The following is a 23,982-nucleotide window of genomic DNA, read 5'->3' as shown; positions in this document are numbered from 1 at the left end:
CCACAGACTGAATTGAGAAAACTGTTATGACCGCTACTCCGTCGACGCGAGTCGGCTTCATCGGCCTAGGCAACATGGGCTCCGGCATGACCCGCAATCTGCAGGAGGCCGGCTACGCACTGGTCGTGAACGACATTCGGCGGGAATCAGCTGCCTCGCTGCTCGCCAACGGCGCCGTCTGGGGCGACACCCCGGCCGAGGTCGCCGCGCAGACCGACGTCGTCATCACGATGCTGCCCACTCCGCGGCACGTCGACACCGTCGTCAACGGCAAGAAGGGCATCCTCGCCGGCATAGCGGATGGCGGCTGCTGGATTGATATGTCCACCTCCGTTCCCGACGTGGCCAACGGGGTGCGATTCGAGCACGCCGACCGCGGACTGCGCATTCTGGACGCACCCGTCAGCGGAATGTCGGTCGGTGCTGCCTCGGGCATGCTTCAGATCTTCGTGGGCGGTTCCTCTGACGACTTCGAGGTATTGCTGCCGATCTTCGAAGCGATGGGAGACCCGGAGCGAATCCTGCACGTCGGTGCCGCCGGAACCGGCTACGCCGTGAAACTCATGATCAACCAGCTCTGGTTCTCCCATTTGGTCGCGACCGCCGAGGTGCTCAGCATCGGCGTCAAAGCGGGTGTCGACCTGGGCGTACTCCGAGCGTCGCTCATCGCGAGCCCCGCCAACAGCAACTTCGTACAGCACGACGTCCTGTCCATCCTCGGTGACGGCGACTACGACGAGGGCTTCTCCATCGCCCTCGCCTGCAAAGACCTCGGACTCTCCATCGACCTGGCCCGTTCCGTGGGGGTACCCGCCGAACTCAGCGGCCTGGTCGAACAGATCTACCGCCGCGCCCGCGCCCAATACGGTGACGCCGCGGGGGAGATGAGCCCGGTGCGACTCTATGAGGATCTCAGTGGAATCAACCTGCGACTGAACGATTCCACCCCGTCGAGCCCCGCCGACGTGGTCGCTGCCGTCGCAGCGGCCGAGGAAGCCGCCGAAGTGTCCGCGAATGCCGCCGTCGCCGCGTCCGTGGCGGCATCCGCTGCCGCGTCGGCCGTGGCGTCATCGGTCAACGCCGATCTGGCCTCCGCATGAGCACCATCCGCCCAACGGATGCGACCGCCGCCGCGACCGGACTGGCCCCGCTGCCCCGGCCGCTGAGCGACATCTCGCTCGTGCTCGACCCGAAACCGATCGCGCACTTCGGCCGCGGCAGCGTCACTGAGGTGGGCCGCATCACTGCCGCCAGCGGGGTGACGCACGCGTTGGTGGTGACCGATCCCTTCCTCGCCACCAGCCCAGTCGTTGCCGCCGTGCGCGAGGCCCTCGAAACAGCGGGGCTCACCGTCACCGTCTACGGCGGGGTCACGCCGAACCCGACGACAACGTGCGTCGACGAGGGCAGCGACCTCGCGGCATCCGTCGGTGCCGACGGCATCGTGGCCGTGGGCGGAGGATCGTCGATGGACGCCGCGAAGGGCATCGCCCTCGGCGCGCGCAACCCGCAGCGCGGCATCGGCCTCGACTACACGAGCAGCTTCGCGCACCCGGCCCTGCCGATCGTCGCGGTGCCCACCACCGCGGGCACCGGCGCCGAGGTGAACGCCTTCGGCGTGATCACCGACGTGGTCAGCCATCGCAAGTTCTATGTGGGTCACGACAGTGCGCTCGCCCGGGCGGCCGTGCTCGACCCCGACCTCACCGTGGGCCTGCCGGCCGGCGCGACCGCCGCCACCGGCATGGACGCCCTCACCCACGCGCTCGAGTCCTACCTGTCCGTGCGCGCCAACCCGTACAGCGACGGCATCGCCATACAGGTCATCGCCACCGTCGCCGAGTTTCTGCCGCGCGCCGTCGACGACGGAACCGACATTGAGGCCCGCGCGGAACTGCTGCTCGCCAGCCACGTTGCAGGAGTCGGTTTCTCGCACACCGGACTCGGTCTCGTGCACGGCATCGCGCATCCGCTTGGTGGACAGTTCAATATTCCGCACGGACTAGCGCTCTGCATCGTGATCGAGGGTGTGCTGCGCTTCAACCTCTCCGCCCGCGCGGCAAGAATCGCTCGGGTGGCCTTCGCTCTCGGCGTCGGGCGCACCGACGTGACCGAGGCCGAGAACGCGCAGCGCGCTATTGAGGCCGTCGCCGCGCTGGCCGTGAGGGTCGGCATGACCGGCCCGCTCTCGAAATTCGGAGTAACCGACGGTGATCTGGCATCGCTCGCCGCCGATACGCTCGGCGACAGCGTGACCATCAACAATCCGATCCAGCCCACCGTCGATGACGTGGTGCGCATTCTGAAGGAATCCCTGTGACCACCACGACCGAAACCCGGCAACCTGCCGGTGTCACCCGCGCCGACGAACTGGCGCTCCTCGCGAGCCTGCCCACCGGTCTGTTCATCGGCGGTGAGTGGCGAGCTGCGAGCGATGGAGGCACCTTCGACGTTTGCGACCCCTCGACCGGTGACGTTCTGGTTCAGGTAGCGGATGCGACGCCGCAAGACGGCCTCGCGGCGCTGGCGGCGGCATCCGCTGCCCAAAAGGGGTGGGCAAAGACTGCGCCGCGTGTGCGCGCCGAGATATTGCGGGCTGCATTCGAAGCGGTAACCGCGCGGGCCGACGACTTTGCCCTGCTGATGACGCTCGAGATGGGCAAGCCGCTCGCCGAGGCCCGCGGTGAAGTGAGCTACGGCGCCGAATTTCTGCGCTGGTTCTCGGAGGAGACGGCCCGCATTTCGGGCCGGTTCGCGGTCGCGCCCGACGGTCGAAGCCGCCTGATGGTGACCAGGCGTGCGGTCGGGCCGTGCCTGTTCATCACACCATGGAATTTTCCCCTGGCCATGGCCACGCGCAAGATCGCTCCGGCTATCGCAGCGGGGTGCACGATGGTGCTGAAGCCAGCAGCGCTGACACCGCTTAGCGCGCTGCTCTTCTCCCAGGTACTGCAGGAGTGCGGGCTGCCGGCCGGGGTGCTCAACGTCGTGCAGACTACAAGTGCCGGTGCCGTGACTGGGCCGCTGATCACCGATTCTCGGCTTCGTAAACTGTCGTTCACCGGATCGACGCCGGTGGGGATCAACCTGTTGAAAACTGCGGCCGACCAGGTGCTGCGAGTGTCCATGGAGCTTGGCGGTAACGCTCCGCTCCTTGTCTTCGAAGACGCCGATCTCGATGCCGCCGTCGACGGCGCGATGGTCGCGAAGCTGCGCAATGGCGGTGAGGCTTGTACCGCAGCGAACCGCCTGCTGGTGCACGAATCCATCGCGGGGGAGTTCACGCAACGCTTGGTAGAGCGGATGCGCGCCCACACCGTCGGCCGCGGCACCGAACCAGGCACGCTGCTCGGCCCGCTCGTCGACGAGGCGACCAGGGCCAAGGTGCACGAGCTCGTGATCGAGGCCCAACGCCAGGGTGCAACTCTGGCACTGGGTGGCACGTACATCGATGGACCCGGGTATTTCTACGCGGCGACCGTGCTGACGGATGTCCCCGCCTCCGCACGCATCATGCGCGAAGAGGTCTTCGGTCCCGTCGCGCCGATCATCACCTTCAAGACCGAAGCGGAGGCGATCGCGTTGGCCAACGACACCGAGTTCGGTCTGGTCGGGTACGTATTCACTCTCGATCTCAACCGTGCCCTGCGATTGTCGGAAGAGCTCGAGGTGGGCATGCTCGGCGTGAATACGGGCATCGTCTCGAATCCGGCCGCACCGTTTGGTGGAGTCAAGCAGTCGGGGCTGGGCCGAGAGGGCGGTTTCGAGGGCATCGAAGAATACTTGGAGACTCGCTACGTCGGCATCGCCGACCCCTTTGCTGCTGTGAACTAGACCTTTGGGCGTATCGACGGCGTCGATGCGCCCATCGGGCACGTCTGGACCTTTACAGCTGGGGGCTTTCCTCCATAAGCATCCAGTTCTAGGGTGTTGGAAGGCAACCTCTATAACGCGCCGTCGCTCGTTGCGATGGTATGACTTTCAGTCCTTCAGGTTCTTGTTGCCGAGCATCTGAAAAGCCGCGCCATGTTCGAACCTATTCTGGCCGCCACCGCCGGCAGCTACTTCTTCTTGCGCCGGTTCATGCCGACCGCTCTTGTGATCGACGCGATCAATACGAGGCGCGGGCTGAAGTGGGGTGTGCCGGCGATGCTGCTCGCGGTTCCGTATGCGCTTGCTGCGGTGTATTGCCGAGCGCAGGTCGAAGCCGGTAGTCCCGGTTGGCTAAACCTGCTCGTGATCTTGTGTCTCTGGAACACCCTGAAGATTCTCTTGATCGGGCCAATCAGCCTGCTCAAGTTGATCGCGGTGCGCGTTCGTGAGGCTGTGGCCCGCCGTCGCATGACGCGGGCGGTTCTCCCAGAGGGCGTCGAGCGCTTCGACGAGCCCACGCTCGTATCCAGGCGCAGCTAACTTCACGTCACGGTCGGCGTACCTCCTGGTAGCGGCATGATTAGCTCACACACGACCGCGCACAGGAGGCTTCACTATGACGATCTCACAGGATCAGTTTGACGATCTGCTCAGCCGCACCGCGCTCGCTGCGCTGTTCTACTATCCGGAGATCGCCGTCGACGATGACGGCCCCAACCTGCAGAACGACATCGCGAACTGCCTGGAGCCCGTCGCCGGGATCGCAGACGAGGATGCCGAACGGCTGCGCGTCGCTGTCGGGCGTGTGATTACGAATCCGACGGCGCATCGCTCTGAATTGCTTGCTTTGGTCATCGAGTTGGCTCCGCCGCCTGCCGAGTAACCGCGATCATGAACGACCCATCTGAGGAAGGTGCCGCGGCGCGGAAGTCGCTGGTGGAGCATCCGTCTGTTGATGATGCGGCGGAGCGGCGGCGTCAGTATGTGGCGGCGAATCGCGACCGGATCCGCGAGCTGAATCGTCTCTGGCGGTCGGAATACCTTGATCGGGCCCGGGAGCTCAATCGTGATTCGATGCGTCGGGCCGCGGCTCGTCGGCATCGTGAGGCGGAGGTGCATGCGAGGGGGGGGGAGGGAGCGGGCGAAGCGCTGGCGGGTGGAGCATCCGGAGCGCAGGCGTGAGTATGAGCAGCGGTGGGTGGTGGAGAATCGCGAGAAGGTGCGCGAGTACTACAACCGCTACTACGAAGCCCATCGCAACGAGGTGAACGCTCGGGCCGCGGCCAGGCGGGATGCTGACCCCGAGCGCAAGAAGCAGATCACCCGGCAGTGGGCCGAGCGCAACAAGGAGCGCCGGGCCGAGCTGCAGCGGCTGCGGCGCAGCCATCCGGAGATCTACCAGTCCGAGCTGGAGGCCAACGCGGCAGCGCGACGTCTCAAGCGCAGCCTGAGTCGGGCCGGGTTTCCGCCGAAGCTTCTGCACGCGACGACGGCGGCCGAGCGCCGGGCCAGCGAACGCGAGGGCCATGCGTATTTCACTGACCCATCGCGGCCCGAGCATCTGCGGCAGTTCACGATGTTCGCGGAATCGCTGACCGAGCACATGTTGAAGAACGACACTCGGATGCGCGAGTTCGCCGAGGCCTACGTGGAGACCAGAGCGCTCATGGGCCTTCCGTCGGTTCCGGCGGAGACCATCGTTCACGCCCGAGCCGTCGAGATAATCGCAGAGCGGATGCGCCGGGTCGACCTACTGACCAGCCGCGACGTCGCCGCGGCCGTGCGGAGTACGAAAGCTGAGGTGCGGCGGGTAGAGCGACAACAGCAATTCGACCAACTCGTAAGAGCTGTCGTAACGCAGGTGCAGCGTAATTGCAAGCGGTATGTTGTCGAAGCTGAGATGGAGAACCAGGCAAGGGCACGTCGCGGGAAGCCGCGTGCGCCAGTGGAATCGCTGTTCGTACAGGCACCTGCCCCGCTCGAGTAACCCTCCGATGGGCATCTCCAACCAGGCGCTGGGGATGTACTGCAAGATGAGCGCCCTGATGCAAGCAGGGCAAGCCATCCGGCCCGCCGAAAGTCCCCGTGCCGCACCACGCGCCCGAGAATGATGGCGGCGGTCAGCGCGTCGCACGGGTCAACGAGGATGACGCCGTCAATAGGCCTTAGGAGGAGGACGAGGAGGACCAGGAAGGGGACGGCCACCGAATCAATCCCCATCCCGGTAACGCGCTGCATGCTCGAGCCGACCAACAACGCGAGGACTACATGAACGGTCCACCACATTCAGGCTTTCCAGGCTACGTACCGCGTCTCTTGGAACTCCAGCATGCCGGCACTTGCGCCACCGCGGCCGAGACCTGATTGTTTGGTGCCACCCATGGGCGCGAATGCCACGGAGGGAAACGGATCGTTGATCCCCCACGATGCCGGCTTCGAGCGTCTGGGCAGCTAGAGTTTTCGCCCGTTGCGACCATTGGGGCCAAGCTGACCGCGACTATACATTTTGTGTCTGGTCCTGAAGGTCCTGATGGTCCTCTGGTCGTTGCCGACACCGTCTTTTGTACTATGGGACCGTGACAAGGGACTTGTCGTCGGTGTAGTTCTTACCTGAGGGCAAGTAGGCCTGTGCGTCAAAAGTCGAGTTGACCTGCCGGAATGTGTAGGCGGGCTCCGGCCAGAGGGTTGTTAGCCGACCGTTGCGATGGTCCACGTACCAACTCTTGCACCCGCCGGTGAGCCACACCGTGCCCTCGGCGAGTCTGTCCAGACGGCCCATGTACGCTTCTTCGGCCGACTCGGAAACCTCCAGCTGAGGCAGCCCGGATTCGTCCTTGAAATCCAGGGCGCCCATGATGTAGTCGATCTGAGCCTCCGCGATGTAGACCGCTGAGTTATGACCCAGCCCGGTGTTTGGGCCGCTGATAATCCACATGTTCGGGAATCCATGCACGGCTGTTGTGGCGTAGGCCTGCATACCGTTGGCCCAATTGGTGCTGAGCAAGATTCCGTTGCGGCCGGTGACACGGTAAGAAATCGGGAGATCGGTCGCCTCGAAGCCCGTGCAAGAGATCAGCACGTCCAATTTGTGGGGGACTCCGTCCTTGGTGAACACGCGATTCCCCTCAACTCGATCGATTCCGCCTGTTTCTAGCTCCACGTGCTCTTGGGTGAAGGCAGGGTAGTAGTCGTTGGACTTCAGTACACGCTTGCAGCCAAACGTGTAGTTGGGTGTCAGCTTCTGGCGCAGCTCCGGATCGGTGATTTGTCGGTGCAAGTGGTCAATCGCCACTTTCGCTGCAGTCGAGACCAAGGCGGGCGTGCCGCGGCGCTGGGCGTAGCGCTCTTCGTTGGACCAGAACATCTCTTTGCGCAGTTCTTGCATGGTTTCGGGCATCTTGCGGAATAGGCCCTTTTCCTCCTCGGAGTATGCCCGGTCGGGACGAGGAGTCACATAGGGGGCAGAACGCTGGAAGACGACGACGCCGGAGGCGACCTTGGCGACCTCCGGTAGCACCTGGATGGCAGTGGCTCCGGACCCGATGATGCCGATCCGCTTACCCTCCAGCTGGACAACGTCGTCCCACCGCGCTGAGTGGAATAAGTCGCCGGAGAACTCGGAGAGACCATCGATGTTGGGTAGTTTGGGCTCGGAGAGATGACCTACCGCGGTGATCAGGGCTTTCCCAACTAACCGCCCTTGGGGGGTGTTCACAATCCAGTGCGAAGATTGGTCGTCCCAGCGGGCGCTAGTGACTTCGGCGTGGAAAACGATTCGCTCCAGCAGGTTCTCCTCTTCCGCTGCGTTGCGGAGGTACTCGAGGATCTCCTGCTGGGATGCGAACATCCGCGACCACTCTGCGTTCGGCCGAAAAGAGAAGGAGTACAAGTGCGATGGGACGTCGCAGGCCGCCCCCGGGTAGTGGTTATCACGCCATGTGCCACCGACGTCATCCGCGCGCTCCAAAATGACGAACGAGCGCTTCCCCTCGCGAGTGAGTTTTGTACCCATTCCCAGGCCAGCGAAGCCTGCGCCGATGATGATGACATCGAGTGAAGCACCGCGTTCGGAATTTTTCAGTGAAGTGTTTTCCATTGTTGCTCCAGTTGCGCCTTGTATTGCGTTGCAGACGTGTTAGATGTGGATTCGTTCTAGGACCTGACCCCTCGGGAAGGCCTCGGGGATCGTGAGGAACTCGTTGATGATTTGAAAGAGCTGGGCCGGGCGTTCCTGCGGAACGGCGTGTCCGCTCTCGATGACCGCGTAACGTGCGTTGGCGATGCCGCCGAAGAGCAGCTTGGATTGCCGGTCCGGGACCATCTGGTCATAGCTACCGGCGATGACCAAGGTTGGAGCAAGAACTTTGGGCAGCTTGTCGCTCAGGTCGGCGTCTCGGTTCAACTTCATTTGCTCGGCAATCCCCGCGGGAAATTGACGGGCTTCGATCAGTGCCTGGACCTCGGAGTCGGTCTTGCTGGCGAGGAACAGTGGACCATAGGCCGTCAATGTCGCGAACTCACGCAACAGGCTGTCGTCCGTCTCGAAGAGGCGCTGCCAGATCCGGTTACGCAGCTTCTGCTGCGTGCCGGCCCGGACCCATCCGGCGACGAGGCTCAGCGTTAGGGCGGCAGCGGGCCTGTCCGCGGCCAGATCTGCCGCCACCAATGCGCCCAGCGAGTACCCCACAAGGTGGACGCCCTGATTCGGAGCGCGTTCATCAATGACGCGCGAGACCTGTGCCGAAAGGTAGCCCAAGGACAGTTCTCCATTCTTAGTCTGCAGGTCGAGGGCTATAACTCGGTATCGGGTAGTGAGCATGGGGAACAACGTGCGGAAATGCGTGGAGGCGCTTCCGCCAGTGCCGTGCACCAGCACGACCGTTGGCCTCGCGTCGTACGGGGCGCCTGTGTCGTAGAAGGGGACAGTCAAGTCACCAATTAGGACGAGCCCCTCCTGCGCATCTGGATGAATCTTCATTCATATCCCTTCGATTATTGGGCAGCTACTGACCCGTTCGATTGCGAGTCCGGACAACTTGGTGGTCATCACCTGCCACGCGTGCGTCGACATCCGGTTGGAGACGGGACTATTCGACCAGAAGTGACACGGTCTCGGCCACACAAGCAATCCGGTCTGGCGTATCGACCTCGATGCGATGGCCGATAACGGCTTGGTGGCCCCGTTCCGACTCGGTCACGGATAGGAGCGTGAGCCGGTCGCGCACTTGGGAGCCCACGGGCACGGGGTTTGGAAACCTCACCTTGTTGAGCCCGTAGTTCACGACCATGCGCAGTCCGACGACCCGGTATACCTGCTTGGTCAGGAACGGAATCATCGAGAGCGTCAGGTACCCGTGAGCCACGGTCCTGCCAAAGGGTCCGGCGGCGGCCGCGACGGGATCAACGTGAATCCATTGTTGGTCGCCCGTTGAAGCGGCGAAGGCCAGGACCTGATCTTGTGTCACAGTGTGCCACCGGCTAACGCCGAGCTCCTCGCCGACGAGCTCTTCAAGCTGTGTGAGGCCGTGAATCTCTCGCACGGGTCAGCGCTCTAGGATCGGCCGGTAGACGGCCTGCGTCTCGGCCAGGCTCTCGCCGAGAACCGCCCCGCCCTGGAACTCCTCGGGCACGAGGTTCTCCCCGAGCTGTTCGAGAAGAGTGGCGTCGGTCATGCATGCTTCAAGGGCGCTTTCGAGTGCCGTCGCAATGGGCGTCGGCAGGTCCCTCGGGCCGAACAGCCCGAAGATGGATGTCGCATTCACGAGATCGGTATAGCCGAGCTCGGCAAGCGTGGGCAACTCTGGAAGCCAGCGCAGTCGCTGCGAGGTCGTCGCGGCCAGCGCCCGAAACGTTCCCTCGTCGATGCGTGAATCGACGTCGGGGTGATCGTTGATAAACAGTGCGTCGACGTGCCCGCCGAGCAGGCTGGTGGTCATCTCGGCATTTCCGGATGCCGGAACGGCCACGACGTCGACTCCATACTCGTTCCGGAGGCGTTGCAGCTCGATTGCGGCCGGGCTGGAAGCTCCGGGAACGCCGATGGTAAGTGTGCCCGGATGCTTTTCCGCAGCCGCAAAGAATTCCTCCGCGCTCTCGTACGGGGACTCCTCGCCCACCACGATGAGCGTAGGATTCTCGGCCATGACGCCAATCGGGGTGAAATCGTCGAGCGAATAGGCCAGCGTGTTCACCATCGGGGTCATGATGAGCGTGCCCGCCGTTCCCAGGCCAAGGGTATGGCCGTCCGGTTTCGCGCTTGCCAGCTCTTGCATTGCCACTGCCCCACTGCCGCCCGCTTTGTTCTCCACTACGAAGGCCTCGCCGAGGACGTCGGCGAGGCATGACGAGACGGACCGTGCGGTGAGATCGGAGGGACCGCCGGCCGCGTACGGCATGAGAACCGTGACGGCCTTCGACGGGTAGGTCTCTTTACTGCCGCCGGTCGTGTCGCCCGCGCACCCGGCCAGCACGAGAGACAGCCCGACGACTGCGGCGGGAACCACGAGGTATGTGCGTGTCTTAGACATTATTTCCGCCTACCGGAACGCCGGAATGCCGGTGATGTGGTTGCCGAGAATGAGCGTGTGCACCTCGTCCGTTCCCTCGTAGGTACGCACGGACTCCAGGTTGTTCGCGTGGCGCAGCGGAGAGTATTCGGTGGTGATCCCGTTGCCACCGAGGACGGAACGGGCCTCGCGGCAGATGTCCAGCGCCTGGCGCACGTTGTTGAGCTTGCCAAGTGAAATCTGCACGGGCTCGAGAACAGCGGCATCCTTCATGCGGCCGGTGTGGATGGCGAGCAGGGTGCCCTTCTGAATTTCGAGCAGCATGTTCACGAGCTTCAGCTGCGTGATCTGGTACGCGGCGAGGGGCTTGTCGAACTGCATGCGTTCGAGGGAATACGCCAGGGCCACTTCGTAGCTGTCCCGCGCGGCACCCATCGCACCCCAGATGATGCCATAACGGGCCTCATTCAGGCACGCGAACGGTCCGCTCAGGCCGCGCGCTCCCGGCAGTAGCGCGGTGTCGGGAAGCCGAACGTCGTCGAGCAGGATGTCGCACTGGATGGAGGCCCGCATCGAGAGTTTCGCCTCGATCGGCGTCGCAGTGAAGCCAGGTGTGTCGGTGGGCACGATGAAACCGCGCACGCCCTCGTCGGTCATGGCCCAAATGATGGCGATCTGGGCAATGGATGCGAGGCCGATCCACCGCTTGGATCCCTGGAGGATCCAGCCCCCGGTGTGATCCCGGCGGGCGGTCGTTGCCATGCTCGACGGGTCGGAACCTGCGGTCGGTTCGGTGAGTCCGAAGCATCCGATCAGCCGGCCGGCTGCCATCTCGGGCAGGTATCTGTTCTTCTGCTCCTCGGAGCCCCACTTGTGGATGCTGCTCATTGCGAGCGAACCCTGCACGCTCACGAAGGTGCGCAGGCCGGAGTGGCCGGCTTCGAGTTCCATGGCGGCCAGGCCATATTCCACGCTCGACCGGCCGGGGCAGCCGTAGCCGGTGAGGTGCATGCCGAGCAGCCCGAGGGCGCCCATCTGTTCCACGGTCTCGGGCGGGAAGTGCGCCGATTCGTACCAGTCCTTGATATACGGCCTGATTCTCTCCCGTACGAAGGTCCGAACCGTGTCACGCAGTTCGAGTTCGGCTGCGCTCAGCAGCCCGTCGAGATTCAGAATATCCGAGGTGGTCGCGGGCATGAGTGGCTCCTTTGCCGAGTTTGCGCGCTGGGTGACCAGCGCCACGCTCCCGACTGTGCCAGTAAATCTATTTTCGATCCAATACCAAATCGGGGGCGGAATTATTTCTATTCAGCATGAATCTCGGTGGTGGGAATCACGGGTGGAGTGGGGAGTACCTCTTCAGAGAGTCGCAGGACCTCGCGCAGTGCCGGGCTGTCATTGTCGGCGCGCCACACGAGCTGCAAGAGGATGGGCGCCATTTCGTCATCGAGGGGCAGAAAAACAACGCCGGGGTAGTGCACGTTTTCGGCCACCGTGGAGACGGTGAGTGCAACGCCGATCCCGGCCGCGACGAGCGAGACGAGCGTCCACGTGTCGGGAGCCACCTGCACGATGGAGGGCACGAAACCGGCCGTGCTGGCCAGTCGCATGAGGTAATCGCGCAGGATCGCGCCGGGGTCCTGCGGCAACGTCACGAAGTGTTCGCCGACGAGATCTTGCATGGAAACGGACTGTCGATCGGCGAGCGGATGGCTGGAGTGGATCGCGATCACGAGGTTCTCGTAGGCGATCACCCGATGTTCGATGCCGGCCGGGATGAAGTTCCACCGCCCCAGTCCGATCTCCACCTCCTGGTTGATCACCTTGTCGAGCGCGGGGGTGGCGAAGTTAGAGCTGTAGAGCTCGAAGTCGATTCCCGGGTGGGTCGCGCGCACGAGTTTGGCGAGTGTGCCCACCATGACGTGTGATGATGCTCCAGCGAAGGCCACTCGCACCCGGCCGGTTTCGCCCTTTCCCGCCGACGACACCGCGACCCCCGCACGACGCACGCCGTCGAGGATGTCTGTGGCTGGCTGCACGAGCGCTTCGCCCGCCGGCGTGAGACGCACCGAACGGGTGCTGCGGGAGAAGAGCAGGGTTCCGAGCTCGCGCTCCAGGTTCTGGATGGCCCGGCTCAGTGGGGGCTGCGCCATGAAGAGTTTTGCGGCAGCGCGGCCGAAGTGAAGTTCCTCGGACACGGCCAGGAACGCACGAATTTGCTGGATTTCCATGCTTCAACTATTTCGATAGGCGCATGAAACTGTCAACGATTTATGCACTATTGCCCTGGGAGTATCAATCGAGAGCGTAATTGATATTGGACAGGGAGTAATTCCGTTTGCGACAGTGAAGGCACGACAGACGAACAAGGAGTCATTCAATGGATGAATCTGGCGCAGCAACGAGGCTGCACAGGATTTTCGGTCGACCTGGAAGCGGGCCACTGAGCGGAATCATTGTGGCGGACTTCAGCCGCGTTCTTGCCGGCCCGTACTGCACCATGCTGCTCGCCGACATGGGTGCCACCGTCATCAAAGTGGAGAGTCTGCAGGGCGATGACACCCGTGGGTGGATTCCGCCGGTGCGCGACGACGAGGCAACGTTTTACCTTTCGGTCAACCGCAACAAGCACTCGATCGCGCTCGACCTTAACTACGCGGCCGACCGCGCGGTGGCCCATGAGCTCGCAGCGCGGGCCGACGTGCTGGTGGAGAACTTCAAACCGGGTGGCCTCGACCGGTTCTTCCTTGACTACGACTCGGTTGTGACACGGAACCCCGAGGTAATCTACGCCTCGATCACCGGATTCGGCACCGGAGCGGGGGCCGGGCTTCCCGGATACGACCTGCTCGTGCAGGCCGTGTCCGGCATGATGAGCCTCACCGGCGGCCAGAACACCGAGCCTTACCGCGCCGGGCTCGCAATGTTCGACGTGATCACCGGATTGCACGCGGGTATGGGCATCCTGGGTGCCCTGCACCACAAGGACCTTACCGGCAGTGGGCAGCGTGTGGAACTCAACCTGCTCTCTTCCGCGCTCTCAGGGATGGTCAACCAGTCTGCCGCCTACGTCACGGGCGGGGTTATTCCTACCCGCATGGGCAATGAGCACCCGAGCCTCTACCCCTATGAGCCGATGCCGACGGGCGACGGAATGCTTATCATTGCGGCGGGCAACAATCCCCAATTCACGAAGCTGTGCGCGGCGCTCGACATCACGGAGGCGGCGACGGATGTCCGCTTCAACTCGCCTCAGGCCCGCAACGCGCATCGCGGCCCGCTGCGCGAGATCCTGCAGCGTCAGCTCGCCCGGCGCTCGGCCGCGGAGTGGTTCGAGTTTCTCTCCGAGCTGGGCCTGCCGTGTGCACCGATACAGGACGTGAAGGGCGGCATCGAGCTCGCCGAAAAGCTCGGCCTTGAGCCGGTCGTGTTGGCGGGAACCGGGGATCGCAGCATTCCCACGGTGCGGCATCCGGTGAAATTCTCCCAGACCCCGGTGACCTACGACCTAGCTCCGCCGAAACTCAACGAGAGTTCCGCTCTCGTGCGCTCGTGGCTTGCCACACGCGAGGCGCAGCTCGTTGACTGAGCCATTCCGCGCCCGGGTTGCGGTGCGGTGGAGCGACCAGGATCTCAATGGCCACGTCAATAACGCGCGTGTCGCCACCCTGCTCGAGGAAGCCAGGCTGGCGTGGCGGGCGCAGGCGCTCACGGGCTACGACCACGTCGACTCCCCGACGGTCGTGGCCGCGCTGCAGCTCAGCTTTCGCCGCCCGATCGAGTTCGGCCCCGCCGTCGAGATCGACGTGTGGGTCTCCCGGGTGGGATCCACGTCGTACACCCTGCACTATTCAGGAAAACAGGCCGGCCACGCGGTATTGGATGCCTCGACCGTGATGGTTCCCGTGCACCCAGTACACGGGACTGCTCGACTGCTCGACGCCGAGGAGCGCAGTTCGCTCGACCGCTGGTTTATGGCCGATGCAATGCCGCAGAGGCAGCAACAGAAAGGCACAGCATGACCGACACCGACACCGCCATCAACACTGACGCAGTCATAAATAGTGACTACTATCTGGTCGACGACTTCCTCAGTGACGAGGAGCGCGCCCTCCGCCTCAAGGTGCGGGCCTTCGCAGACGCGGAAGTGCTCCCCATCATCAATGATTATTGGGATCGCGCCGCGTTCCCCTTCGAGCTGGTTCCGAAGATCGCCAGACTCGGGATCGTGGGCGGCACGATCGAGGGCTACGGATGCCCCGGGCTGAGCCGCCTGGGCGCCGGAATGGTGTCCCTCGAAATGTCCCGCGCTGACGGGTCGATCAACACCTTCATCGGGGTCCAGTCCGGTCTCACCATGGGCACGATCAACATGCTCGGTAGTGAGGAGCAGAAGCAGCGCTGGCTACCCGGGCTCGCGGCGCTCGACCTCGTGGGCGCGTTCGGACTCACCGAGCCCAACCACGGATCCGATTCGGTAGCGCTCGAAACGAGTGCGCGACTCGAGGGAGCGCACTACGTACTCAACGGAGCCAAGCGCTGGATCGGTAATGCGAGTTTCGCTGACGTCGTGGTGATCTGGGCGCGCGACGAATCCGACGCCAAGGTCAAGGCCTTCGTCATGGAGAAGAACAGCGACGGCTCCTTCCCCGACGGTTACGAAGCCACCGTCATCACGGGCAAGGTCGGCAAAAGGGCCATCCTACAGCCGGACATCACGATCACGAATCTGCGCATTCCCGCCGAAAATAAGCTCGTGAACGGCCGCTCCTTCGCGGACGCCGTTCGGGTGCTCAATTCCACCCGTGGCGGGGCCTCGTGGGAGGCTCTGGGACACGGCATCGCCGCCTACGAGGCCGCCGTTGCATACGCCCGCGACCGCGTTCAGTTCGGCAAGTCCATCGGGAGCTTTCAGCTTGTGCAGAACAAACTTGCCAATATGCTCGCGGAGCTCACCGCAATGCAACTCCTCTGCTTCCGGCTGGCCACGCTCGCTGACCAGGGCAAGATGACCGGGGCCATGGCTTCGCTCGCCAAAATGCACACGGCCCAGAAGGGGCGGTGGATCTGCCAGGAGGCCCGCGACATGCTCGGCGGCAACGGCCTGCTGCTCGAAAACCACGTGGCTCGGCACCTCACCGACATGGAGGTCGTGCACACCTACGAGGGCACGGACTCGATCCAATCGTTGCTGATCGGCCGCGACATCACCGGAATTTCGGCGTTCGCATGAGCCTCCGGCCCGCGAGCGCCCATCCACAGACCGACATGCACGGACCGAACAGGGAGATTTCATGAACAGGTTCAATGACAGGGTCGCCGTGATCACCGGCGGTGCCCAGGGTATCGGGGCGGCCACGGCCTTGCGGCTCGCCACGGAGGGCGCTCACGTGGCCATCCTTGATCTGAACGGGGATCGCGCGGCCGCCACCGCCGAGCAGATCTCTGCGGCCGACATCGTGGTCGCGGCCGGCGGATCGGCCAATGGCCTCGTGTGCGACGTCACAAACGAAGACCGGGTTTCCGAGGCATTCCAGCAGGTATTTGACACGGCCGGCCGTCTCGATGTTCTCGTGAACAACGCAGGGATCACGCGCGACAACCTGCTGTTCAAGATGGGTCGCACCGACTGGGACTCGGTGCTCGTCACCAACCTGACGAGTGCGTTCCTGTGCGCCCAGGCTGCCCAAAAATTCATGGTGCCTGCCCGATACGGCAGGATCGTGAGCCTGAGCAGTCGCTCGGCCCTCGGCAACCGGGGTCAGGCGAACTATGCGGCGGCCAAGGCGGGGATTCAAGGTCTCACTGCAACGCTCGCCCTCGAGTTCGGCCCGTTCAACATCACCGTGAACGCTGTCGCACCCGGGTACATCGCCACGGCTATGACCGCCGCCACCGCCGAGCGGGTCGGCAGCACCGCGGAGAACCACCAGAAAGCGGTCGCCGAGCGCACACCGCTCGGCCGGGTAGGAGCACCGCACGAGGTCGCCGCTGCAATCGCCTTCTTCGCGAGCGATGATTCCTCCTATATCTCCGGGCAGACCCTCTACATCAACGGGGGAGCGCGCTGATGGCCGAGGCGTTTCTCGTCGGCGGGGTGCGCACCCCCGTGGGTCGCTATGGCGGGGCCCTGTCGGGCATCCGCTCTGACGATCTCGCGGCGCTCGTGCTCGGCGAGCTCGTGCACCGCACCGGCATCGACCCCGCTGCGATCGACGAGGTGATCCTCGGCAACACCAACCAGGCCGGCGAAGACAGCCGCAACGTGGCGCGCATGGCCAGCCTGCTCGCCGGTTTTCCCGACGAGATCCCCGGGCTCACGGTCAACCGCCTGTGCGCCTCGGGTCTGAGCGCCATCATTCTCGCGTCGCACATGATCAAGAGCGGCGCCGCAGACGTGGTCGTGGCCGGCGGTGTGGAATCGATGTCGCGGGCGCCATGGGTGCTGGCCAAACCGGAGAAGGCCTTCGGGCGCCCGGGCGAGATCTCGGACACGAGCATTGGGGCGCGCTTCGTCAACCCGAGGTTTCCATCCATGTCCACGCTCTCGATGCCTGAAACGGCCGAGGAGCTCGCCCAAGTCGACAACATCACCCGCGACGAAGCGGATGCCTTCGCCCTCGGTTCCCATGAGCGGGCGGCTGCGGCCATCGACGGGGGTCGTTATGCGGCCGAAATCGTTCCGGTGGCCACGAAAAAAGGGCTCGTTGAGCACGATGAGGGGCCGCGGCGGGACACCACTCTCGAGACCCTCGCCGGCCTGCGCTCTGTCGTACGGCAAGGCGGGATCGTGACGGCGGGCAATTCGAGCACGCTCAATGATGGAGCCTCCGCCGTGATCGTGGCCAGTGCGAGGGCCATCGAACGGCTGGGCCTCGCGCCGCGCGCACGAATCGTGGACGGAGCCTCGGCCGGGGTGCCTCCGCAGATTATGGGCATCGGTCCAGTGCCGGCCACCCGTAAGGTGCTCGACCGTGCGGGGTGGTCGCTCGGCGACGTGGGAGCGATCGAGCTCAATGAGGCCTTTGCCGTGCAGGCGCTCGCCTGCATCCGGCGCCTCGGACTCGACCCGCAGATCGTGAACCGTGACGGTGGCGCGATCGCCCTCGGGCATCCGCTCGGATCATCGGGCTCACGCATCGCCATTACTCTGATGGGCCGGATGGAGCGCGAGGGCGCCCGTCGCGGATTGGCGACCATGTGCGCGGCCTCGGCCAGGGCACGGCGATGCTGCTCGAACGAGTCTGAGCATGCTACGCGTTTATGCAGACGGAGTAGCAGTACACCCCCGAAATAGTATTGGAGATGAAATTATGACCTTGCGACAGTGAATACGGGCTGGACCGAATCACCCCACCATGAGACACACATCAGATGACAATGAGGTCAGCTTTGAAGAAGAACACCGCAATATTCCTGCCCGCAATCACCGGACTGGCCATGCTGGGCCTTTTCGGCTGCAGCGCCGCCGGCGCCGCGGGATCCCCGAAAGCAGAAGACGACTACCCGTCAAAGCCCGTCACCTTCGTGGTGCCATTCGCCGCGGGAGGTCCCTCCACAGTGACCGCCCTCGCCTACGCCTCCTGCCTCGAGGAGGGGCTCGGCCAGACCTTCGTGGTCGAGAACCAACCGGGCGGAAGCGGCGGCCTGGCCATGCAGGACGTGTCGAGCGCCAAGCCTGACGGATACACCCTGACCCTCGGCACGAACGGCCCGCTTGTGATGAATCCCATGATCAACAAGCTCAACTACAACGTCGAGGACTTCACCTCGATTGGTGTGATGGCGCAAATGCCGACCGTGCTGGTCGTCGGCGCGGAATCTCCCTACGAGAGCGCCGACGAATTCTTCGCCGCGGCCAAAAAGAACCCGGGCAAGCTTAGCGTCGCCATCCCCGGGGCCACGACCTCAGCGGCCATCGAGTTGGGGCGACTGAGCGACGAATACGACATCGACGTCACCGCCATTCCGGCCGCTGGCAACGCCGAGATGACTACGAGCCTGCTCGGTGGCCACGTCGACGCTCTCTTCATCACCGATCATCAGGACGTGCAGTCGCGCATCGACGACGGGTCATTCGTGCCGCTCGCCGTGAGCAGCCCGGAGCGGGCCGACTGGTACGCGAATGTGCCCACCCTGGCCGAACAGGGATTCCCTGACCTGGTCAATGCCGTGTCGGTCTTCGGCGTTGTAGGACCGAACGGCATGCCAGACGCCATCGTGTCCACCCTCGAGTCCGAACTCCGGACCTGTGCGGCCGACGAAACCGTAATCGGACAAGTGGGCGAGATGTTCATACCAACAGAGTTCAGCGGTGCAGACGACCTCGAGGAGATCTTCGCCGACATGCAAGAACTTTATGAGCCCATCCTCGGACAAGAATGAGTGACGGCACGCTCGTAGCCCCCGAAGCCACCGGGCAGGCTGCCGTGAAGGCCGTCCGGAATGGCGGTCGCTACCGTCTCGTCCCCGTCGTACTGCTGGCTACCGGTGTCGCCGCAGTGATCGGTTCTTGGCGCCTCGGCCTCGGCGAACTTACCAACCCCGGGCCGGGGCTCTGGCCGTTGGTGGTCTCGATAGCGGTCACGATCACGGTATCCATCCTCACAGTGATTCCCGACACTGAGGCGTACGAGAAGTGGACGAGGCGCACGACGCTGCTCACCGGCGGCGTACTGAGCCTCGTAGTCTTCATCCTGCTGTTCACGGAGATCGGCTTCGTCGTTCCCGCTTTTTTTCTGCTTCTGCTGTGGATGCGCGTGTTCGGTGACGAATCCTGGCGCCTTGCCTTCGTACTTGCCGTCGGCGGCACCGCGGTTTTCTACGTAGGCTTTGCGATTCTGCTCGGCGTCCCTTTTCCCGACGACGTCGTCGTAGGAACCATCACTCGACTGATCGGAATGTGACATGGACGTCTTCAACAACCTCGGCCTCGGGTTCTCCGTTGCCTTCGACCCCATGAACCTGCTGTTTGTCTTCGTGGGTGTAGTCATCGGCACGGCCATCGGTGTGCTGCCGGGCCTCGGCCCCACCGCCACCATCGCACTGTTGCTGCCAATCACTTACACGATGGACGCCACGAGTGCGGTAATCATGCTCGCGGGCATCTACTACGGCTCGATGTACGGTGGCACGATCACCTCGGTGCTTCTGCGGATTCCAGGGGAGGCGGCATCCGTTGTCACGACCTTCGACGGGTACCAAATGACGAAGCAGGGCCGCGCCGGCCCCGCGCTCGGGATCAGCGCCATCGGCAGCTTCATCGGCGGCACCGTGGCCATCTTAGGGCTCACTTTTCTCGCCCCCATGCTCGCGCGTGTTGCCGTGGCTGTGGGCCCTGCCTCCTACGTGGCGATCATGGTGCTGGGGCTGTTTCTCGTGACCTCGCTGGGAACAGGTTCCACGATGAAGAGCCTGGGCATGGCCGCTATCGGCCTTTTGCTCTCGACCGTAGGCCAGGACCCGATCACGGGCACCGCCCGGTTCACATTCGGCATTCCCTCCCTGCTCGGAGGCTTCGATTTCGTGGCGATCGCGATGGGACTGTTCGGCGTCGGTCAGCTGCTGCACAGCCTCGAACGCACCGACAAGGCGCAAGCAATCACAACAAAGATCAAGAACATCTGGCCCTCCCGCAAGGACTTTCGCGACTCCTCCGGCGCGATCGCTCGAGGTTCGCTGCTTGGCTTCGTAATTGGTGTTCTCCCCGGTGGTGGCGGGGTCATCTCCTCCCTTGCGTCCTACGCGCTCGAAAAACGCCGTGCGAAAGACCCGTCGAGGTTCGGCAAAGGAGCGATTGAGGGGGTTGCGGGACCGGAGACGGCGAACAACGCGTCATCGACTTCCGCCTTCATACCGCTGCTGATCTTGGGGATTCCCTCGAACGTGGTGCTCGCGATGCTCTACGGCGCGCTGTTGCTGCAGGGGATTACGCCGGGGCCGTCACTGATCGAGGATCGCCCCGACATCTTCTGGGGCGTCATCGCGTCCATGTATATCGGCAACGTGATGCTCGTAATTCTCAATATCCCGCTGATCGGCATTTTCATTCAGATGCTGCGGGTCAGAACCGGAATCCTTGCAACGTTTGCTCTCATGGTGGTCATGGTGGGCGTTTACTCCATAAACAACAATCCCTTCGACATGTGGGTGGTCCTGATCTTCGGCGTCTTCGGCTGGATTATGATCAAGACTGGTTTCGACCCTGGGCCACTCGTACTCGCCTTCATCCTCGGGCCGATCTTGGAACGGTCGTTTCGGCAGTCGATGTTGATCTCTGGCGGCAGCTTCGACATCTTCGTCTCCGATCCGATCTCGGCAACCATTTTCGGCTTGCTCGCGACGTTCCTGGCTTACACGTTTATCAGCCGCATGCGTCGTGCCAGGACGGCCAGGGCTGCGGCTGCCGCCCCCACGAAAACCCAAGTGGACGCGAAGTAGGCGTTCACTCGATCGCTTGTCACGTCTGGCAAACTTGTCGGGTGCTCAGTGAACGACCGAGTGGTGGGCTGCGAGTCCACCCGGGGGACGCGGTAATTTTCTGTCCCGAGACCAATGGAGGTTCTTGAGTACCCGGCAAGAATGAGAACTGTCTTCACTGCTGCTGGGTGGCAAGCGTGACGGGACTTCGCATGGTGACCGTGAGCCCTACCGGGTACGACCACGATCCGGTCCAGACCGTTGTGGGGCGGGTGCCTGGGTAAGCACAGCGGTGACCAGAAACGCACCATAAACCCCAAAATCTGACCAGATTCAGGCCGTATCTCGCCGTACAGCGCGTACACTAAAACCCATGAGAACCGCGGAATTCCGCGGAAGTCTGCCCCATCTGCAGGTGCGCACCACCACCCAGACGCCTATCATTTGTTCTTGGTTCGAGTCCAGGTACCCCAGCTTTAGCCCCTGAGTTTCCGCGGAAGTCAGGGGCATTTCGCGTTTCCAAACACAACAATTGCGGGTGAAGCTTTCGAATGGCCGCAGGTAGGTCGAACCGAAGCCGTACGATCTTTTTGGCCTCCTCATTCGGATCGCCCAAACCGACGTACCCGGTGATGTCCGCGCATTCGAGGAGGCTCTCGGCGAACTGCGGGGAAACCTCGGTGACGTGGCTGACGATGGACGTCGAGTCTCGGTAGCTTCCCAGGATGTGCACGAGCGTCTCGTTCTGGTTCACGGTGTCCACTCCTGTCGCATCCACCAACTTTTTTGGCGGCCAGCCGCCAAGGGGCTCTTCCATAGGCGTTCTCATAATCGAGGCAAGGGCAAGGGCAAGGGCAAGGGCAAGGGCAAGGGCAAGGGCAAGGGCAAGGGCAAGGGCAAGGGCAAGGGCAAGGGCAAGGGACGTGACGGTCAGGGAGAATGCCGAATACCTGAACAGTCGGCCGAGGCTCCGTCGGGTCCGCGGTATGAGTCCTGGAGGTCGGTATGGTCAGCGGGCTAGTTACGGTCTAACGGTGCCGGAAACCGATGGGAGGTGACGCTGCTAGGTTTGCGACATGGAAGAAATTTCAGTCCGCGACGAAATCGTAGCCTTCGTCGCCGAGCGTGATTGGGCGCAGTTCCACAGCCCCGAGAACCTGGCGAAGAGCATCGCCATCGAAGCCGGCGAATTACTCGAGTGCTATCAGTGGAACGCGAATGCTGACACAGGTCGGGTGAGCGACGAACTGGCCGACGTGCTCACCTACTGCATCCTGCTGGCCGATCGCCTCGGTGTCGATCCGAATCAGATCGTGCTCGACAAGCTGGCCAAGACCCGTGAGAAGTATCCGGTCGACAAGGCGCGGGGGCGCAGCGACAAGTATGACGTCCTTTGAGATCGAGCGGCTCGACTTCACAAAGGAAGCGATGCGGGCCTGGGCGCCGCGCGACCACCGCAACACCAATTGGCCGATCGTCTACGTTCTGGACGATGCCAAAGCTGGCAGCACGCCCGCGGTCAGGGGCGGGCTCAACGACGTCTACGTGGGGGAGTCGCGTAACGCGGCCGGGCGCATGCGCCAGCACTTCGAGTCGACCGAGAAACAGCATCTGAGCACGGTCCGCGTCATCGTCGACGCGACATTCAACAAATCGGTGTGCCTCGATCTGGAGTCCTACCTGATTCGGATGCTCGCCGGCGACGGCTTCTACCGCGTGCTGAACCGCAACGATGGAATCACCGAGGCAGACTACTACGATCGCGGCCGGTACCGCGAGACTTTCCGCGAGGTGTTCGACGAGCTCCGGCGTGACGGGGTCTTCACCCGCAGCATCCCCGAGATCGAGAACAGCGACCTCTTCAAGCTGTCACCGTTCAAGGCACTCTCCCAAGACCAGGCCGTCGCTGTCGACGGTATCCTCGAGGGGCTCTTCCAAGATCTCGAGGCAGGCACCGACAGCACGATCGTCGTGCAGGGTGACCCGGGAACCGGGAAGACCGTGGTCGCCATCTACCTGCTCAAGCTGCTCGTCGACATTGCGGCCTCGACTCCCGGTGAACACGTGGACAGCGACTCCCTGTTCTCCGAGTTCTTCGTGCCGGGGTATCGGGAACTGCTCACGGACATCCGGATTGGTCTGGTGGTGCCGCAGCAGTCCCTGCGTGAGTCGATCAAGAAGGTGTTCCGCAAGACGCCGGGGCTGCGGCCGGCGATGGTCATGACCGCGTTCGAGGTCGGGTTCGCCGAGGAAGACTTCGACCTGCTCATCGTCGACGAATCGCACCGGCTAAACCAACGAGCCAATCAGCCCTCGGGCGTTCAGAACAAGAACTTCAGTGTGATCACCCAGAAGCTCTTCGGGAGTGACGACAAGACGAAGACCCAGCTCGATTGGATCACCGCGAAGAGCAAGCATCAGATCTTCCTGCTGGACGCGGCGCAGAGCGTGCGCCCGGCCGATGTGCCTCCCGAGTTGTTGACCGGTCTCGTGCGCCAGGCGAAACTCTCGAGGCGTCACCATCCGTTGATGTCGCAGATGCGGGTTCAGGCCGGTTCGGATTACGTCGCTTACGTCAGGCGCATTCTCGATACGACGACGACCAGTACGTTGCCGCCTGCGGAGTTGTTCGAGGGCTATGACTTTCGGATGTTTGACAGCGTCTCGGAAATGCGGGCGGAGATCCGTCGAAAGGATGCCGCGGTCGGGCTCTCGCGCCTGCTCGCCGGGTACGCGTGGGTATGGAAGACCAAGACCGACAAGACCCTTTACGACATTGAGATCGACGGCTGTCAGCTGCGGTGGAACAGCACGCAGACCGACTGGATCGCGTCGCCGAAGTCGGTGGACGAAGTCGGCTCGATCCACACCGTGCAGGGATACGACCTCAACTACGCGGGTGTGATCATCGGCCCGGACCTTCGCTTCGATCCCGTCGCAGGGAAGCTGGTCATCGATCGAGGGTCGTACTTCGACAAGAAGGGCAAGGAGAACAATCCGGTCCTGGGCAAGACGTACAACGACGACGACCTCCTGCGGTTCATCACCAACATCTACGCTGTACTGCTCACCCGCGGCATCCGGGGGACCTACGTGTACGTCTGCGACCCCGCGCTTCGCGCCTATCTGCGGGGATTCATACCGATCGCTGTGTAGCTGGTCCCGATTCCGCGCGGTTGACAGG

Annotated in this window: 22 protein-coding genes and 1 pseudogene; 16 read left to right on the top strand and 7 right to left on the bottom strand. The window is 63.3% G+C overall.

Going from position 1 to position 23,982, the window contains the following annotated elements:
- Nucleotides 1–26: 26 nt before the first annotated feature.
- The 6 genes from CXY78_RS05185 to CXY78_RS05160 all read left to right on the top strand — a co-directional run bounded on the left by CXY78_RS05185 (nucleotide 27) and on the right by CXY78_RS05160 (nucleotide 5,860).
- Nucleotides 27–1,100, top strand: coding sequence for an NAD(P)-dependent oxidoreductase (locus CXY78_RS05185; RefSeq protein ID WP_104088377.1), 1,074 nt, complete (start codon nucleotides 27–29; stop codon nucleotides 1,098–1,100).
- A complete protein-coding gene (locus CXY78_RS05180; protein ID WP_104088376.1) occupies nucleotides 1,097–2,320 on the top strand; it encodes an iron-containing alcohol dehydrogenase family protein in 1,224 nt (407 codons plus the stop codon). Before CXY78_RS05185 ends, CXY78_RS05180 begins: the two co-directional genes overlap by 4 nt.
- A complete protein-coding gene (locus CXY78_RS05175; RefSeq protein ID WP_104088374.1) occupies nucleotides 2,317–3,834 on the top strand; it encodes an NAD-dependent succinate-semialdehyde dehydrogenase in 1,518 nt (505 codons plus the stop codon). Before CXY78_RS05180 ends, CXY78_RS05175 begins: the two co-directional genes overlap by 4 nt.
- Before the next feature lie 192 nt (nucleotides 3,835–4,026).
- Nucleotides 4,027–4,413: a sulfate permease gene (locus CXY78_RS05170; RefSeq protein ID WP_104088373.1), complete on the top strand. Its 387-nt coding sequence runs from the start codon at nucleotides 4,027–4,029 to the stop codon at nucleotides 4,411–4,413.
- Nucleotides 4,414–4,489: 76 nt separating this feature from the next.
- Entirely contained in the window at nucleotides 4,490–4,756 is a 267-nt protein-coding gene (locus CXY78_RS05165; RefSeq protein ID WP_104088371.1) for a hypothetical protein, read from the top strand.
- Between the two features lie 315 nt (nucleotides 4,757–5,071).
- The gene (locus CXY78_RS05160) at nucleotides 5,072–5,860 is read left to right on the top strand and encodes a hypothetical protein (RefSeq protein ID WP_140425661.1); all 789 of its coding nucleotides are present in this window, start codon (nucleotides 5,072–5,074) and stop codon (nucleotides 5,858–5,860) included.
- Nucleotides 5,861–6,439: 579 nt separating this feature from the next.
- Here the strand turns inward: CXY78_RS05160 and CXY78_RS05155 are convergent.
- The 6 genes from CXY78_RS05155 to CXY78_RS05130 form a co-directional block, all read right to left on the bottom strand.
- Nucleotides 6,440–7,969: an NAD(P)/FAD-dependent oxidoreductase gene (locus CXY78_RS05155; protein WP_104088368.1), complete on the bottom strand. Its 1,530-nt coding sequence runs from the start codon at nucleotides 7,967–7,969 to the stop codon at nucleotides 6,440–6,442.
- A gap of 39 nt (nucleotides 7,970–8,008) precedes the next feature.
- Nucleotides 8,009–8,851, bottom strand: coding sequence for an alpha/beta fold hydrolase (locus CXY78_RS05150; protein WP_104088366.1), 843 nt, complete (start codon nucleotides 8,849–8,851; stop codon nucleotides 8,009–8,011).
- Between the two features lie 109 nt (nucleotides 8,852–8,960).
- Nucleotides 8,961–9,413 (bottom strand): MaoC family dehydratase, encoded by a 453-nt coding sequence (locus CXY78_RS05145; protein ID WP_104088365.1) that lies wholly within the window; start codon nucleotides 9,411–9,413, stop codon nucleotides 8,961–8,963.
- 3 nt (nucleotides 9,414–9,416) lie between these two features.
- The gene (locus CXY78_RS05140; RefSeq protein ID WP_104088363.1) at nucleotides 9,417–10,400 is read right to left on the bottom strand and encodes a tripartite tricarboxylate transporter substrate binding protein; all 984 of its coding nucleotides are present in this window, start codon (nucleotides 10,398–10,400) and stop codon (nucleotides 9,417–9,419) included.
- A 9-nt stretch (nucleotides 10,401–10,409) separates the two neighbouring features.
- On the bottom strand, nucleotides 10,410–11,576 hold the full coding sequence (locus CXY78_RS05135; protein WP_104088437.1) for an acyl-CoA dehydrogenase family protein: 1,167 nt from the start codon (nucleotides 11,574–11,576) through the stop codon (nucleotides 10,410–10,412).
- 107 nt (nucleotides 11,577–11,683) lie between these two features.
- Nucleotides 11,684–12,610 (bottom strand): LysR substrate-binding domain-containing protein, encoded by a 927-nt coding sequence (locus tag CXY78_RS05130; RefSeq protein WP_104088362.1) that lies wholly within the window; start codon nucleotides 12,608–12,610, stop codon nucleotides 11,684–11,686.
- A 149-nt stretch (nucleotides 12,611–12,759) separates the two neighbouring features.
- Here CXY78_RS05130 and CXY78_RS05125 point away from each other — a divergent pair, with 149 nt between their 5' ends.
- The 8 genes and pseudogenes from CXY78_RS05125 to CXY78_RS05090 all read left to right on the top strand — a co-directional run bounded on the left by CXY78_RS05125 (nucleotide 12,760) and on the right by CXY78_RS05090 (nucleotide 20,819).
- Nucleotides 12,760–13,968, top strand: coding sequence for a CaiB/BaiF CoA-transferase family protein (locus tag CXY78_RS05125; protein ID WP_104088360.1), 1,209 nt, complete (start codon nucleotides 12,760–12,762; stop codon nucleotides 13,966–13,968).
- On the top strand, nucleotides 13,961–14,401 hold the full coding sequence (locus CXY78_RS05120; RefSeq protein WP_158253271.1) for a thioesterase family protein: 441 nt from the start codon (nucleotides 13,961–13,963) through the stop codon (nucleotides 14,399–14,401). Before CXY78_RS05125 ends, CXY78_RS05120 begins: the two co-directional genes overlap by 8 nt.
- On the top strand, nucleotides 14,398–15,612 hold the full coding sequence (locus CXY78_RS05115) for an acyl-CoA dehydrogenase family protein (RefSeq protein WP_104088357.1): 1,215 nt from the start codon (nucleotides 14,398–14,400) through the stop codon (nucleotides 15,610–15,612). The genes CXY78_RS05120 and CXY78_RS05115 overlap by 4 nt, the downstream gene beginning before the upstream one ends.
- A gap of 61 nt (nucleotides 15,613–15,673) precedes the next feature.
- On the top strand, nucleotides 15,674–16,450 hold the full coding sequence (gene fabG / locus CXY78_RS05110) for a 3-oxoacyl-ACP reductase FabG (RefSeq protein ID WP_104088356.1): 777 nt from the start codon (nucleotides 15,674–15,676) through the stop codon (nucleotides 16,448–16,450).
- A pseudogene (locus tag CXY78_RS05105) lies at nucleotides 16,450–17,627 on the top strand (acetyl-CoA C-acyltransferase). The gene fabG and the pseudogene CXY78_RS05105 overlap by 1 nt, the downstream one beginning before the upstream one ends.
- 144 nt (nucleotides 17,628–17,771) lie before the next feature.
- Nucleotides 17,772–18,764 (top strand): tripartite tricarboxylate transporter substrate binding protein, encoded by a 993-nt coding sequence (locus CXY78_RS05100; RefSeq protein ID WP_233206087.1) that lies wholly within the window; start codon nucleotides 17,772–17,774, stop codon nucleotides 18,762–18,764.
- Nucleotides 18,761–19,285: a tripartite tricarboxylate transporter TctB family protein gene (locus CXY78_RS05095; RefSeq protein WP_104088353.1), complete on the top strand. Its 525-nt coding sequence runs from the start codon at nucleotides 18,761–18,763 to the stop codon at nucleotides 19,283–19,285. The genes CXY78_RS05100 and CXY78_RS05095 overlap by 4 nt, the downstream gene beginning before the upstream one ends.
- Before the next feature lies 1 nt (nucleotide 19,286).
- On the top strand, nucleotides 19,287–20,819 hold the full coding sequence (locus tag CXY78_RS05090; protein ID WP_104088351.1) for a tripartite tricarboxylate transporter permease: 1,533 nt from the start codon (nucleotides 19,287–19,289) through the stop codon (nucleotides 20,817–20,819).
- Between the two features lie 343 nt (nucleotides 20,820–21,162).
- On the opposite strand, the gene CXY78_RS05085 is transcribed toward CXY78_RS05090, so the two are convergent.
- The gene (locus CXY78_RS05085) at nucleotides 21,163–21,615 is read right to left on the bottom strand and encodes a hypothetical protein (protein WP_140425660.1); all 453 of its coding nucleotides are present in this window, start codon (nucleotides 21,613–21,615) and stop codon (nucleotides 21,163–21,165) included.
- Between the two features lie 259 nt (nucleotides 21,616–21,874).
- On the opposite strand from CXY78_RS05085, the gene CXY78_RS05075 reads away from it, so the two are divergent.
- Both CXY78_RS05075 and CXY78_RS05070 read left to right on the top strand, forming a co-directional pair.
- Complete coding sequence (locus tag CXY78_RS05075; RefSeq protein WP_104088347.1) at nucleotides 21,875–22,195, top strand: nucleotide pyrophosphohydrolase; 321 nt, start codon at nucleotides 21,875–21,877, stop codon at nucleotides 22,193–22,195.
- Nucleotides 22,182–23,954: a DUF2075 domain-containing protein gene (locus CXY78_RS05070; protein ID WP_104088345.1), complete on the top strand. Its 1,773-nt coding sequence runs from the start codon at nucleotides 22,182–22,184 to the stop codon at nucleotides 23,952–23,954. The genes CXY78_RS05075 and CXY78_RS05070 overlap by 14 nt, the downstream gene beginning before the upstream one ends.
- Nucleotides 23,955–23,982 lie beyond the last annotated feature (28 nt).

It is taken from the genome of Cryobacterium sp. N19 (assembly GCF_002929595.1).
In the GTDB taxonomy this organism is placed as follows: domain Bacteria; phylum Actinomycetota; class Actinomycetes; order Actinomycetales; family Microbacteriaceae; genus Cryobacterium; species Cryobacterium flavum.
Note: the sequence above shows the minus strand (reverse complement) of the source record. Positions and strands in the feature narration are given on the sequence as shown.

What these genes read in the sequence shown, in the direction of transcription:
- CXY78_RS05185 (WP_104088377.1), top strand. Translation starts at nt 27, where the DNA reads ATGACCGCTACTCCGTCGACGCGAGTCGGCTTCATCGGCCTAGGCAAC.
- CXY78_RS05180 (WP_104088376.1), top strand. Translation starts at nt 1,097, where the DNA reads ATGAGCACCATCCGCCCAACGGATGCGACCGCCGCCGCGACCGGACTG.
- CXY78_RS05170 (WP_104088373.1), top strand. Translation starts at nt 4,027, where the DNA reads ATGTTCGAACCTATTCTGGCCGCCACCGCCGGCAGCTACTTCTTCTTG.
- CXY78_RS05165 (WP_104088371.1), top strand. Translation starts at nt 4,490, where the DNA reads ATGACGATCTCACAGGATCAGTTTGACGATCTGCTCAGCCGCACCGCG.
- CXY78_RS05155 (WP_104088368.1), bottom strand. Translation starts at nt 7,969, where the DNA reads ATGGAAAACACTTCACTGAAAAATTCCGAACGCGGTGCTTCACTCGAT.
- CXY78_RS05150 (WP_104088366.1), bottom strand. Translation starts at nt 8,851, where the DNA reads ATGAAGATTCATCCAGATGCGCAGGAGGGGCTCGTCCTAATTGGTGAC.
- CXY78_RS05140 (WP_104088363.1), bottom strand. Translation starts at nt 10,400, where the DNA reads ATGTCTAAGACACGCACATACCTCGTGGTTCCCGCCGCAGTCGTCGGG.
- CXY78_RS05135 (WP_104088437.1), bottom strand. Translation starts at nt 11,576, where the DNA reads ATGCCCGCGACCACCTCGGATATTCTGAATCTCGACGGGCTGCTGAGC.
- CXY78_RS05130 (WP_104088362.1), bottom strand. Translation starts at nt 12,610, where the DNA reads ATGGAAATCCAGCAAATTCGTGCGTTCCTGGCCGTGTCCGAGGAACTT.
- CXY78_RS05125 (WP_104088360.1), top strand. Translation starts at nt 12,760, where the DNA reads ATGGATGAATCTGGCGCAGCAACGAGGCTGCACAGGATTTTCGGTCGA.
- CXY78_RS05115 (WP_104088357.1), top strand. Translation starts at nt 14,398, where the DNA reads ATGACCGACACCGACACCGCCATCAACACTGACGCAGTCATAAATAGT.
- fabG (WP_104088356.1), top strand. Translation starts at nt 15,674, where the DNA reads ATGAACAGGTTCAATGACAGGGTCGCCGTGATCACCGGCGGTGCCCAG.
- CXY78_RS05095 (WP_104088353.1), top strand. Translation starts at nt 18,761, where the DNA reads ATGAGTGACGGCACGCTCGTAGCCCCCGAAGCCACCGGGCAGGCTGCC.
- CXY78_RS05090 (WP_104088351.1), top strand. Translation starts at nt 19,287, where the DNA reads ATGGACGTCTTCAACAACCTCGGCCTCGGGTTCTCCGTTGCCTTCGAC.
- CXY78_RS05085 (WP_140425660.1), bottom strand. Translation starts at nt 21,615, where the DNA reads ATGGAAGAGCCCCTTGGCGGCTGGCCGCCAAAAAAGTTGGTGGATGCG.
- CXY78_RS05075 (WP_104088347.1), top strand. Translation starts at nt 21,875, where the DNA reads ATGGAAGAAATTTCAGTCCGCGACGAAATCGTAGCCTTCGTCGCCGAG.
- CXY78_RS05070 (WP_104088345.1), top strand. Translation starts at nt 22,182, where the DNA reads ATGACGTCCTTTGAGATCGAGCGGCTCGACTTCACAAAGGAAGCGATG.